Annotated in this window: 12 protein-coding genes; 5 read left to right on the forward strand and 7 right to left on the reverse strand. The window is 38.2% G+C overall.

Annotated elements, in window-relative coordinates; genetic code table 11:
• The 3 genes from AFK68_RS46890 to AFK68_RS29095 form a co-directional block, all read left to right on the forward strand.
• A partial coding sequence (locus AFK68_RS46890; RefSeq protein ID WP_210407671.1) for a M10 family metallopeptidase C-terminal domain-containing protein occupies positions 1 to 509 on the forward strand: 509 nt, incomplete at both ends.
• A 42-nt stretch (positions 510 to 551) separates the two neighbouring features.
• A complete protein-coding gene (locus AFK68_RS46895; RefSeq protein ID WP_094677310.1) occupies positions 552 to 800 on the forward strand; it encodes a M10 family metallopeptidase C-terminal domain-containing protein in 249 nt (82 codons plus the stop codon).
• A gap of 394 nt (positions 801 to 1194) precedes the next feature.
• Complete coding sequence (locus AFK68_RS29095; protein ID WP_094677312.1) at positions 1195 to 1764, forward strand: calcium-binding protein; 570 nt, start codon at positions 1195 to 1197, stop codon at positions 1762 to 1764.
• Between the two features lie 42 nt (positions 1765 to 1806).
• On the opposite strand, the gene AFK68_RS29100 is transcribed toward AFK68_RS29095, so the two are convergent.
• The 3 genes from AFK68_RS29100 to AFK68_RS29105 form a co-directional block, all read right to left on the reverse strand.
• Positions 1807 to 2262: a hypothetical protein gene (locus AFK68_RS29100; RefSeq protein ID WP_094677314.1), complete on the reverse strand. Its 456-nt coding sequence runs from the start codon at positions 2260 to 2262 to the stop codon at positions 1807 to 1809.
• Between the two features lie 203 nt (positions 2263 to 2465).
• Positions 2466 to 2780, reverse strand: coding sequence for a transposase (locus AFK68_RS46900; protein ID WP_371357612.1), 315 nt, complete (start codon positions 2778 to 2780; stop codon positions 2466 to 2468).
• Between the two features lie 231 nt (positions 2781 to 3011).
• On the reverse strand, positions 3012 to 6122 hold the full coding sequence (locus tag AFK68_RS29105) for a PAS domain S-box protein (RefSeq protein ID WP_094677316.1): 3111 nt from the start codon (positions 6120 to 6122) through the stop codon (positions 3012 to 3014).
• Between the two features lie 172 nt (positions 6123 to 6294).
• Between AFK68_RS29105 and AFK68_RS29110 the strand changes: the two genes are divergently transcribed.
• A complete protein-coding gene (locus AFK68_RS29110) occupies positions 6295 to 6864 on the forward strand; it encodes a PEP-CTERM sorting domain-containing protein (RefSeq protein WP_094677318.1) in 570 nt (189 codons plus the stop codon).
• A gap of 555 nt (positions 6865 to 7419) precedes the next feature.
• Here the strand turns inward: AFK68_RS29110 and AFK68_RS29115 are convergent.
• Both AFK68_RS29115 and AFK68_RS29120 read right to left on the reverse strand, forming a co-directional pair.
• Positions 7420 to 8514 carry a bifunctional heptose 7-phosphate kinase/heptose 1-phosphate adenyltransferase gene (locus tag AFK68_RS29115; protein ID WP_094677320.1) on the reverse strand — a complete coding sequence of 365 codons (1095 nt, stop codon included), beginning with the start codon at positions 8512 to 8514 and terminating at the stop codon, positions 7420 to 7422.
• Between the two features lie 1171 nt (positions 8515 to 9685).
• The gene (locus AFK68_RS29120) at positions 9686 to 10228 is read right to left on the reverse strand and encodes a PleD family two-component system response regulator (protein WP_094677322.1); all 543 of its coding nucleotides are present in this window, start codon (positions 10226 to 10228) and stop codon (positions 9686 to 9688) included.
• A gap of 518 nt (positions 10229 to 10746) precedes the next feature.
• Here AFK68_RS29120 and lipA point away from each other — a divergent pair.
• Positions 10747 to 11673, forward strand: coding sequence for a lipoyl synthase (gene lipA / locus AFK68_RS29125; protein ID WP_094677324.1), 927 nt, complete (start codon positions 10747 to 10749; stop codon positions 11671 to 11673).
• A gap of 269 nt (positions 11674 to 11942) precedes the next feature.
• On the opposite strand, the gene AFK68_RS29130 is transcribed toward lipA, so the two are convergent.
• Both AFK68_RS29130 and AFK68_RS43695 read right to left on the reverse strand, forming a co-directional pair.
• Positions 11943 to 12305, reverse strand: coding sequence for a hypothetical protein (locus AFK68_RS29130; protein ID WP_094673324.1), 363 nt, complete (start codon positions 12303 to 12305; stop codon positions 11943 to 11945).
• Positions 12306 to 12336: 31 nt separating this feature from the next.
• Entirely contained in the window at positions 12337 to 12459 is a 123-nt protein-coding gene (locus AFK68_RS43695; RefSeq protein ID WP_256386552.1) for a hypothetical protein, read from the reverse strand.
• Between the last annotated feature and the right edge of the window lie 271 nt (positions 12460 to 12730).

Raw genomic sequence — 12730 nt, forward strand, 5'->3', positions numbered from 1 at the left:
CAATGACACACTTTATGGCGGTAATGACAATGACAAACTTTATGGCGGTACTGGCAAAGACGTTCTTTCCGGTGACAGTGGCAAAGACAGACTTTATGGTAAGACTGGCGACGACATCCTTAACGGTGGTACTGGCGACGACATCCTTAAAGGTGGTACTGGCAATGACACCCTTTCCGGCGGTACTTACAATGACAAACTTTATGGCGGTATTGGCAATGACGTCCTTAACGGTGATGCTGGCAATGACACACTTAAAGGTGGTTTCGGCAAAGACGTTCTTTCCGGTGGCAGTGGTAATGACAGACTTATAGGTGGTAATGGCAAAGACACTTTTAGGCTTGCTAGTGGAGATGGCACTGATATCATTGTAGATTTTAAAGAGGGGTTCGATAAGATAGACTTAGTTGATTTGTCGAGTAACGACTTAGATTTTGTTGCAAGTGGTAGCAACACGTTATTAAAAGTTACTGCCACTGGAGAGGTGCTAGCCCAACTTAATAATGTAANCTAATGGTCGTTATCGCAATCGCGTTCATTGCCGTGTGAGTGTGAATGACAGACTTATAGGTGGTAATGGCAAAGACACTTTTAGGCTTGCTAGTGGAGATGGCACTGATATCATTGTAGATTTTAAAGAGGGGTTCGATAAGATAGACTTAGTTGATTTGTCGAGTAACGACTTAGATTTTGTTGCAAGTGGTAGCAACACGTTATTAAAAGTTACTGCCACTGGAGAGGTGCTAGCCCAACTTAATAATGTAAGCGTAGCAGATTTGTCTTCATCAGATTTCTTTTGATTAAATTTTTAATAAACTATTAAAAAATAGTTCAAACGTAAATTAATTTTTAGGGCTTAATAGCCCTTTTTTTTGTGCCAAAGTTTCTATTTCAGCAAACACTTGTTACTTTTTTTACTTTTTGTGATTATGATTTACCTGAGCTTACTTGTCTACTTGTAAATAAAGATTTTTTTAATAATTTGACTATTTTTTTTTAAGCAATATTTCTTTGACAAAGACAAAATAAAGACAATCTTGATTTTGTCTTTGTTTTAGTAGTTTGATTATTTTTTTTAAGCCATTTGTCGTAGTTTATTTCATTGACAAAATAAGCTGCATAGGTAATAGTACTCAATAATTATCACTTAGTTATTCGGTGATGGTTAGTTAAAATTACGCGCACAAGCACAAAATGGCTAATATAACTGGCACAAACAGAAACAATGTTCTTAGAGGGACTAAACGTAGCGACGTTATCAAGGGTTTAGGTGGCAATGACAGACTTACAGGTCTTAATGGTAATGACGCCCTTTACGGTGATAATGGTAAAGACTCCCTTTACGGTGGCAATAACAACGACAGACTTTTTGGTGGCCTTGGTAATGACGTCCTTAACGGTGGTAATGACAATGACAGACTTTTCGGTGGTGATGATAATGACAGACTTTTCGGTGGTAGTGGTAATGACGTTATTGCCGGTGGTAGTGGCAATGACACCCTTATTGGCGGCCGTGGCAATGACAGACTTAGAGGTGGTTCCGGCAAAGACACTTTTAGACTTGCTAGTGGAGATGGCACTGATATAATTGTAGATTTTAGAGAACGGTTCGATAGGATAGACTTAGTTGGTTTATCGAGTAGTGACTTAGATTTTGTTGCAAGTGGTAACAACACATTATTAAAAGTTATTGCCACTGGAGAGGTCCTAGCTCAACTTAATAATGTAAGCGTAACAGATTTGGATTCATCAAATTTCTTTTGATTAAATTTTTAATGGTTTGTCAAAAAATAGTTCAAACGTAAATTAATTTTCAGGGCTTAACAGCCCTTTTTTTTGTGCCAAAATCTTTAGAAAATTTTCGGCGTCTTGGTCAGACAGCGAATCAAAAATCTTTGATAAAGACTTAGAATTTACATCTCTCTTGCCTGATTTAAAGTCGTGAACTCTTGAGTATGTCAAACCGCTTCTCTCTGTAATTTTTTTTAATGATTCTTGAGACTCTTTAAGGGCGGTTCTCATAGCTTCAGCAAACATATTTTTTTTCGGTTTTTCTTTCTGGTGAATAATATAGTATAGCATATATGCTACGCTATATGTAGTTGCCAAATAGTAGCAAAAAAAAGAAGGCCAAAGCCTTCCGAATATAAAAAAACCATAGTAATTATATTTATCAGAGAGAAAATCAATCGGCAAATTTGCCGATAAAATCTGGCAAACCAGATTATTCAAGAATTCCAATTTCGGATTTGGACTGGGCATCTCATCTAGCCAGCCACCCTCAGTTTGGAAGCTGTTTTGTTGTTGTTGGATTAGCGATATAGCTGCCGCACTTGCTCCGCCAACGCCAAAAACTTCCTTATGGGAAGTTAACTAGATTTCTACTTTGTAGCTCCGGGGTTTACCTTACGCGAATCATCACGTTGAGTATGGAACATTGTATAAACAACTCCACTGCCTGATTATCAAATTTTCGTCGTCGTAACTTCCCTCCACAGAGGGATTTGAGCCGGAACATTGTAGTTTACGATAACGATCCTCGCGTGATAACCACATTCACGTTTCCATTTTTTACGTCCTACTTTTCTGATTCTTCTAAGATTTTCATCTCTAGGATGAGGTGGGGATTTACAGTTCCCATGTTGACCTATAACTGCATTTTTCCTGGGTGGAATAGTTGCTTTTGCCCCTCGTTGCCTGGCTTTCTCATAACACTTATACTTATCATAGGCTCCGTCTCCTGATACTTGGCATATTTCACCATTTACTCCATCTAACAGTAAAGGGAAAACTTTTTAATTACTTAATCGCAGGAAATAATTTCATGTAAATTCAACAATAACTTTTCTGCTGTGTATGGTTTGGGCAGAAAAGATTTAGTCCCAATTAATTTTGCTGCGGAAATCTTCTCTTGTGTTGTTAGTCCACTGGTNCATAGGCTCCGTCTCCTGATACTTGGCATATTTCACCATTTACTCCATCTAACAGTAAAGGGAAAACTTTTTAATTACTTAATCGCAGGAAATAATTTCATGTAAATTCAACAATAACTTTTCTGCTGTGTATGGTTTGGGCAGAAAAGATTTAGTCCCAATTAATTTTGCTGCGGAAATCTTCTCTTGTGTTGTTAGTCCACTGGTAGCAATTAGTTTGACATTGGGATTAATTTTTTTCAAGGTACGCATGGCAGTAAAACCATCCATTTCGGGCATGATGATATCCATCAATACCACCTCAATATCCTGGATATGTTGAGCATAAACAGCGATCGCATCAATACCATCATTAGCAGTAATAACTCGGTAGTTGTGAGCTTCTAAAGTAGCTTTAGTAATTTCTCTAATTGGAGTTTCATCATCGACAACTAAAATTAATTCTCCTTGACCCCAAGGTATAGTCTCCACAGTTATAGTTTCAGTTGCTTCTATTTCTGTTGATGCAGGCAGATAAATCTTAAATTGAGTACCAGAACGGCGATCGCTCTCAACCTGAATAGTACCACCATGATTTTTGACAATACCTATGACCGTAGACAAACCTAATCCCGTCCCCTGACCGGGTTTTTTAGTTGTAAAAAAAGGATCGAAAATGCGGTCAATTATGTCTGGAGGAATACCTATTCCCGTATCAGTTAAGGTAATCAAAAGATAATTGCCGACTTCTATATTTAAACTGGTGCAAGAATATTGCCGATCTAAACTAAGATTTTCAGCAGAGATGATTAACTTACCACCATCGGGCATAGCATCCCGGGCATTGACGCAGAGATTCATAAATACCTGATGTAGTTGAGTTGAATCTCCATGAACCTGCCACAAGTTAGGTGAAATATAATTTTCAATAACAATCAATTTGGGAAAAGTTCTTCTCATTAAGTTAACAACTTCTTCTAACACTTGAGCTAAATTTACCAATTCCCATTGCGATTCGATTTCCCGCGAAAACAACAACACTTGCTTGATAATATCAGCACCACGCTGGGCATTATTTCTAATGATTTTCAGAAGTTTCAAACTTGATTCATCTAGATTAGGAATCTTTAACGGCAAAAGTTGAGCGAAGCCCAAAATAGGAGTCAAAATATTATTAAGGTCGTGGGCAATACCCCCCGCTAAAGTTCCTATATTTTCTAGACGTTGAGCGTGTAGTAGTTGCTGGCTTAATTCTTTTTTCTCAGTAATATCGGTATTGACCATCAAAATTGATTGGGGATTACCCTGTCGATCGCGCATTAATGTCCAGCGACTTTCTACGATGATTTCCTGACCTTTTTTAGTAAGTTGTTTGAGTTCTCCATTCCAATTACCTTGCTTAAGGGTAATCTTCAGCGCAGTTTCCTGTTCAGCTAAGGATTCTGCATAAAATAACTCCTGGACTACTCGATCGATCACCTCTTCTTCCTTCCAACCATACAGGCGTTCTGCTCCCTGACTCCAGAATAAAATCCTGTTCGACAAATCCCGAACAAATATCGCATCGCTAGCAATATCAATTAAGGCTGCTTGTTCGGCATTTTTTTGATATAGTTCCGACTTTTGGATAGCAATTCCTAAATGGGTTGCTAATTGTTGCAATAGTTCAACTTCTTCAGTTTGCCATTGTCGAGGAGCAGAGCAATGATGAGCGATCGCTAAACCCCACAAATTTTCTCTTTCTAATATAGGCACCACTAAATTCGCTCTTACCTGGAAGTTCGCCATTAGCTCTTTGTGGCATGACTCAACATCAGAAGCAATAAAATCACTATTCATATATACTCGACCCCGGCGATAGGGTTCGATATAATTTTCCGTAAAACAGGGATCAGTAATCCTTGACTTCAAAACAGAAGTCCAACCAGAAGCCACTGATTCGGCAACTACTATACCTGACCAATCTGGGTCAAAGCGAAAGACAATCACCCGTTCAGTTTGTAGTAACTGTCGCACCCCCTCCACAGCAAATTGTAATATTTTCTCAATATCAAAGCTTTGGTACATTGCTTCAGTGATTTCAGTGATCAGATGCTGTCTTGCTATTTGCTGCTGAAGTCTTAACTCTGCTTCTTTGCGTTCAGTAATATCAACAGCAGTACCATATAATATCTGCTCTTTAGGGTATGGAGATGCTCTCCACAACAACCAGCGGTAGGAACCATTTTTGTGTCGATAGCGGTTTTCAAAGTTGAGAGTTATCTTGCCAGCAAACAAATCTTCGGCTTCTGTGATAGTTGCCTTGATATCTTCAGGGTGAATAAACTCAGTCCATGGACAAGATATCATTTCCTCTGCTGCCCAGCCGAGTATTTGCTCACAAGTTGGGCTAACCCAATAGAAATATCCTTTATTACCTGCTATCACTTGTAAATCCAAACCAATTGCTAGAAAGCGATCCCGTTCTTGTTCTACTTGCTTGCGTTCGGTGATATCTTTGTAAATCAATGCTACTCTTTTTTTGCGATCGTAGTCTGGTCTAAAGATGTAGAATTCATACCATGTGTTAAGGTCGGTATCTGGTAATTCCATGCGAACCGCTTTACCAGTGAGAGCGACATGAGCAAAGACTTCAAACCAATCATGTTCAAAATCTGGAATGATATCACTCGTCCATCGACCGGGGAGTTTTTGGCCATTCATCTTACTAGCAGTAGTATTTGCCTCTACATAAATAATGTCAACAGGGTGGTCATTTTTGTCAAAAATCACGTCGCAGAAAATCACCCCTTGGTCAATTGAATTGAACAGTTTACGATATTTTGCTTCTGACTCACTTAAGGTTAATTCTGCTTGTTTACGTTTACTAATGTTAATAACTACTGAGTGACTCATTAGGTAGTTCCCTGCTTCGTCTTTAATAGCTGTTGCACTCAAACTTATGGGTAGAATGGAGCTATCTTTACAGCGCATTTGAAATTCGATATCGTTAATCCAACCTCCCTGTTTCAAAATCAAGAAATTCTTCTGAAAATTTGGTAAGCTTTCAGGAGTAATAAAGTCAGAAAATTTCCGCCCTAAAACTTCTTCGCGGCTATATCCCAACATTTGGAGTTCAGTATCGTTAATGCGAATAAATATCCCATTTTTATCTAGGAAATGATATCCACAAGGTAGGTTATTATAGAGTTCTTCAGGAAAATAATTCATTTTTAATTCTTTGTTTATAACTCAGATCAAGAACTACTTTGAGTTAAATATACGTCGTTTAAATAATTAAATCTTATATTTTACATCAAAATTATATATTTGTTGCCCAGTTGAAGAATATCAACTAATATTTATTTTAAAGAAAACCTAATAAATTAAGATTGTATAAACTATGATTAAAACTTTATTACAAAAGCTACCTGCTGGAGTAGCTCTAGGAATGTCTGTTGTCGGCTTAGTTTTTTCACCTACAGCTAATGCTCAATTAATCAGACAAGAGTTTGAAGGCAGTTTTAGCCGAACTCAAGTTAGTCCTTTACTGACAAATTTCTCACCTGAAGACACTGACTATTCAGGTTTTGTCCTTTTTTCAGAAGATGGAACTCTAGAAGATTGGCAAATTAGCGTTGATGGATTGGAATTAGATTTAGAATCTGGTTTGACATTGGACGGAGGTTTAGGTCCTGATTTAATACCTACTATCAGTTTTGACCTTTCTTCTCCCTCAGATTGGGATTTATCGGTTGATTTTGGTATTGCTTTTGATGCTCCCAGATACACTCTACAGAGAAATGCTTCAAAATTCACTTTTATAGGTGAAGTCGGACGAGCAGGAGGTTACACTTATCAAGATTCTTCTATTACTCAGACTTCAGTTCCTGAACCTGGAACTATTCTTGGCATTCTAGCTGTTGGTGGGTTAGGATTAATTGTTAAGCTCAAAGAACAAACTAATAGCTGAGTTCATTAATTGATAATTGATAATTGATAATTGATAATTGATAATTGATAATTACCTCTGGTTAAAACCGTTCTTGATTGAAGATCAGGAAATATGATTTATTTTTTTCCCTTAAAAGGGGAGGCTTTAAACCAGAATTATTACCGAATTATTAATAATTCGGTAATAATTTAGTGGACTGACACAGATAAAATGATGCAATAGTAGGGGCGGGTTTTAGCTAGAATTTTAATGTTTACCTAAGATTTACATAAACCCGCCCTAATGCACAAAATTAGCTGTGTCGGTTCAGTAGGTGCAAAAAGTTGACCTAAATATAGAAGCCATTTGGTATCTTGGCAAAGGTGCGGGTTTTTGACAAAGGAGTCAGAATTCAGCTTGAAAAGTCGTAGGCAGTAACCAAAGGGAAGCAATCTCGCGCAACCCTTGAGATTGCTTGCTTCCACTCCATTCCAGTTGTTGACGACTTGGGTATAGTAATTATTCAGATTTGATATCAGTCTAGTAGTTGAGAGAAATATAAGGTTTGTCTCTTCACTATATTTGCTCCTAGACCTAACTTACCAATGCTTCCAAAGCCTTCCTAAGTTCATCCACTGTTGTAGTTGCCGTTCCAAATTTACGCACCACCAGACTAGCAGCCAAATTTCCCAAAACTACAGCCTCCCAAGTAGAAGCACCAGCACCCAAAGCTAAAGTTAAAGCAGCTACAACTGTATCACCAGCACCAGTAACATCAAAAACATCAGTCCGGTTAAAAGCAGGAATATGCCAACAATATATGGCAACATCATCAGTATCAGAAATAGTAAAAGAAGGAGGGGGTGCATTTAGACTAGCACTTGAACTACTGATGCGATAGAACAAAGTCATTCCTTCCTCACCACGAGTAATTAAAATTTGCTCTGCATCTGTTAACCGCAACAAGTCACACCCTGCCTGATAAAGAGTATCAAAATTAGTAATAGCATATCCCACAGCTTTCTCCGCTTCAGGAAGATTAGGAGTAAATAGAGTTGCACCCTTGTAACGTTGTAAATCTTTCTGAGTATCTACAATAGTTTTTTGAGAATGAGATATAACTGCTTCTATAATTGGTGTTGTTAGAACACCATCTCCATAGTCTGAACAAACTACTGCATCTACTGTACCAACTTGCTGCCGAATAGACTCCGCCAGTTGCAGTTGCAAATCAACTTCTGGCAAATCATCAGATTTTCGATCTATCCTAACAATTTGTTGAGTTACAGACTGACGAGCATGACCTGAGATTCTAGTTTTAGTCACTGTGGGACGGTTAGAGTCAACTAAAATTCCAGTAGTATCAACCCCAGCAGTTTCAAAAATATGACGCAGTGCAATACCCTGCTCATCTTTTCCTAACAAACCAACAACCTTAACTTTAGCACCCAACTTAGCAAAATTATAAACCGCATTAGCTCCACCTCCAGGTACTCGCTCTGTAGTTTCGTGACGCAGAATTAATACTGGTGCTTCACGAGAAATGCGCTCAACTTGACCAGTCATAAATTCATCCAAGGTTAAATCTCCCACTACTAATACCTCAACTTGAGAAAAACCTGCGAGTAAATTCAGTAGTCGAGGGGTAGAAGTTTTGAGTTGAGCGAGAAATTCTGAATTTAGTACCATAATTTATTTTTCTTGTAAGCATTCAGCCATCAGCTATCGGCTATAGCTATTGCTTTTACTGTAGATAAAGGCTTTATTAATTGAGCCAGAATTCAATATTACTACAAAAGCTTAAATTCATTGTTGTAGTAGACTGACACATATACAAGACTTACGCATAACCACCATATCTAGTAGGGGGGTTGCCATTCACCTCTGCAGATGGTATATATTTTCATATTTTGCGTAAGTCCCGATCTAAAATGGTGCAATAAGTGTAGTGGACTGTTTCAGCTAATGAGCGTGCATGAGCTTTTTTTGCGATCACCCCATCACCCCATCACCCCATCCTGCATTTTCTATTGCACCATTTTAGATGAAACAGTCCAGTAGTAGACTGACACAACTAATTTAGTGCATTAGGGAGTAGGGGAGTGAGGGAGTAAGGGAGTAGGGGAGCAAAATTTTTGTTGGGTTTCGGTTCCTCAACCCAACCTACATCTATTGCACCATTTAAGGTGTGTCAGNGTAAGGGAGTAGGGGAGCAAAATTTTTGTTGGGTTTCGGTTCCTCAACCCAACCTACATCTATTGCACCATTTAAGGTGTGTCAGTCCAGTAGGGTGCGTTAGATGGCTACAATTTAAGCTGTGACAAAGTATTTAGCAATTCATCGTAACGCACCACTTTAGTTGTATCAGTCCATTAGACCTATCCAGAAAAGAGGGAGTAGGGAGTAAAGGGAAAGAATTGATTATTTACAGCGCTTCCCGTTGTTATGAGTTACGCCTATCGCGGGCAAGATGCCCACACTACAATAATTTTACCAAAAAATGAGGGTATGCGCCTCCCCTTTTAAGGGGATGAAAAAAATATTTAACTCAGTATTTCAAGCCTCCGACTTTAAGTTGGAGGTTCACTGATAACTGATAACTGATAACTGAAATGACCATTCAAAATTGTACCTCATTTGTCCGAAATATGCTGTGTGTGCGATAATTGATTTAATTTTTTATTATCAGAGATGTCCATTACAAACTACTAAAAAGTGCGTTACGGCACAATGTAATTTTTGACAGTTCAACAATATTTTTTAGTAAGCACCTAACACAACCCACTGGACTTCTACTAGACTGCTCTCTGGAGAAAAAATATTAGAGTAATTAATAACCAATACTTAATGTCTAATTTCACTACTTCAACTTTTGTTTGACAATAGTCACAAGTTGAGTCATTTGTTTTTTCAATGCCGCAATTTCAGCTTCCATTTTCTTAACTTGAGCTTGTAATGCCTGAATGTCCTTAGAACTAGAACCCGGAGGAGCAACGTCAACTTGCTGATCGGTAGGACGTTTTTTGGCCAAATCAAAAGCAGACTTAATAGCTGCAGTTAATTCTTTTTTCTCAAAAGGTTTTTCTAGAAAAGCAAAATAATGTTTATCAAAAGGTTCAGGAATTTTATCTGTTACCTCTTCTTTTCGACCTGACATGAGTACCAAGGGAATCTTTTTTAGTTTAGAGTCGGATTGAATTTTTTGAAATACCTGCCAACCAGTAACTTTAGGTAGCAGAAAATCCAACATAATCAGGTTAGGGCGCTCCTTAACAATAAATTTCAGTCCCTCTTGGCCGTCCTTTGCTTCTATAACAGTAAAGTTTCCTTGAGGAAGCATTTCTTGGACTCTTACTCTAATGACTTTACTATCATCAATAACTAAAATTTTGTGTCCTGCCACAACTTGCCCCTCCAGTGATGAGTTGGTGTTTTCAAATTAAGCTTATCTATATTGTTATAGTCAGCCATAAGTATAGCTAAATCTTGGCTTTAATATTCACCTGTTCTAAATATAGAAATCCACAAAGTTATAGCTGAAGTCAGAAGTCAGAATTAAGAAGTCAGAAGTTCAATTCGTAGTACCGACGAAATTTGAGATAAGCAATAATTTCCTAATCACCCTGGCGACTGCTATATTATTGTTTATTTTTAATCATAATCTTGGTCGAAGACCTGCGCTGTTTTTCAGTAGATCCTCATCAGCCCAGACAAATCAATATTGCCCTTCTGACAATAATGTGTTATTCTTCATCAGGCTCCTCGACTAGCACTACCAGTCTGTAGAGCTACCGCAAAAGCGGAAAAAGGAATTACCTTTGAGGTAGGTGTGCTAGAAGCAGAAAACCTAAGTCGTGAGGCTTAGGGATATCCCACGAGGGTCCAAGCGCAACATCGGAAAAATGTGAAGGCTACAAAAAAATGCTCAATCAAGTAGATATGAAAGCCGAAATTCAGAGTATGCCAAAGTGGCTACGTCCCTCTTTGGGAAAAGCTAGTGATATTTCTACTGTACAGAAAATTATCAAGCAGCGTCAGCTCCATACAATTTGTGAGGAAGGTCGCTGTCCTAATAGAGGTGAATGTTATGCCCAAAAGACAGCTACTTTTTTGTTGATGGGTCCTACTTGCACCAGGTCTTGTGCATTTTGTCAAGTGGATAAGGGTCACGCTCCAATACCCTTAGACCCAAAGGAACCGGAAAAAGTAGCTGAAGCTGTTTATCTATTGGGTTTGGAATATGTGGTACTGACTTCTGTGGCTAGGGATGATTTGCCAGATGGTGGTGCTAGTTGGTTTGTGGCAACAATGACAGCTATTAGAGAGCAGACCCCAGAGGCGAAAATTGAGGTCTTGACTGCTGATTTTTGGGGTGGTCAAGCTGGAGTGGGTGTTGATAAGTTGGCTGTTTCTTTAGCTGAAAGGCAAAGAAGACGGATAGAGGTAGTTATAAATGCTGAACCTGCTTGTTATAACCATAATATTGAAACGGTCTCTAGGTTGCAAGGCCCTGTCCGTCGTGGGGCAAAATATGAGCGATCGCTTGATGTATTGCGAATTGTTAAAGAGTTAGACCCGAATATTCCCACTAAGTCTGGGTTAATGTTGGGACATGGAGAAACAGAAACCGAAGTAGTAGAAGCAATGGCAGACTTGAGAAAAGTAGGATGCGATCGCATAACTTTAGGCCAGTATATGCGACCTTCCCTAGCACATTTGCCCGTGCAAAAATATTGGACACCAGAAGAGTTTGACCAGCTAGGGGCGATCGCTAAACAAATGGGCTTTTCTCATGTTCGTTCTGGTCCTTTAGTTCGTAGTTCCTATCATGCTGGAGATAGTATTTAAGATTATTTGGGGATAACTTCCACAATATTCTTACTGAAAAATAAGGGTATTAGCCTTTTTGAGTCGGAAATACCTTGGTTTTCAGCCCTTGAGCCTCAAAAACTTACGATATTGGGGTGACGCGAGGCAGAAAAATCACTCTTGCTATACTTTCTGACTACCTTCTCTATAACTCCTATTTTTCCTCATTCTTAACTACTCCCTACTCCCTACTCCCTACTCCCTACCTCAACAAAAAGTATTTATTCAGCAAACCCTAATTATTGAATCTATCCACAAGATATATACTGCCATTCATCTTTTAACAAAGACAATAACTTTTCATCTCCTTTCGCCTTAGCTATTAAACATCGGCGTTCCAAAATATTACATAAATTTATTTTGTGAACCTGAGCTACATTGTTTTTTGCTTGAAGAAAAGAAACAGTTTGCTTCTCCTTACCTAAGGAATAGTTGACAGTGCAAAACATCTTTTTAGGAGGATGCCCATGTATGGGGATATGTCTAGGGTAAGGATAATTCCATCCTTGACCTCTATGTTGTCCTCTATATTTCTCCACCTCTTCCCCAAAGATCGTATTAATAGTGGGAAGGTCTTGTCGATTATTTGGATAGTCATTATTTAGTTTCATATCCTCAGACCCTATTGTAAAGTTATTTTCATTAACAAAAAGTATTTTGATTTCTGTATCTATTTTTACATTTTTCTAAAAAATATTCTGATTTTTGACAAAATTTTACATCGACAGTTAGACCTTGTAGGAAGTCTGCACCAATATCAGTCATTAGTTAGCCTCCTAGATCGGGACTTTCTGAGAGCATGTCATGCTACACAAACCTCAGAGATGACTTTGGACTTGTCCGTAGCAGTGTATCTCGGACAATAAAATCTTTCACTTAGTTTCGATACTGTCCACACTCTATCCCCTCATAGGGACTTAATTATTGATTTTTTATAGAAAAAAATTACCTTACTTTTGTATGTTGACAAAATAACCAAGTATTATTTAAAATAAAACTATAAACAAATAAATCAATAACTTAGGCCACAATAATA

Source organism: Hydrocoleum sp. CS-953 (assembly GCF_002260545.1).
Classification (GTDB): domain Bacteria; phylum Cyanobacteriota; class Cyanobacteriia; order Cyanobacteriales; family Microcoleaceae; genus Trichodesmium.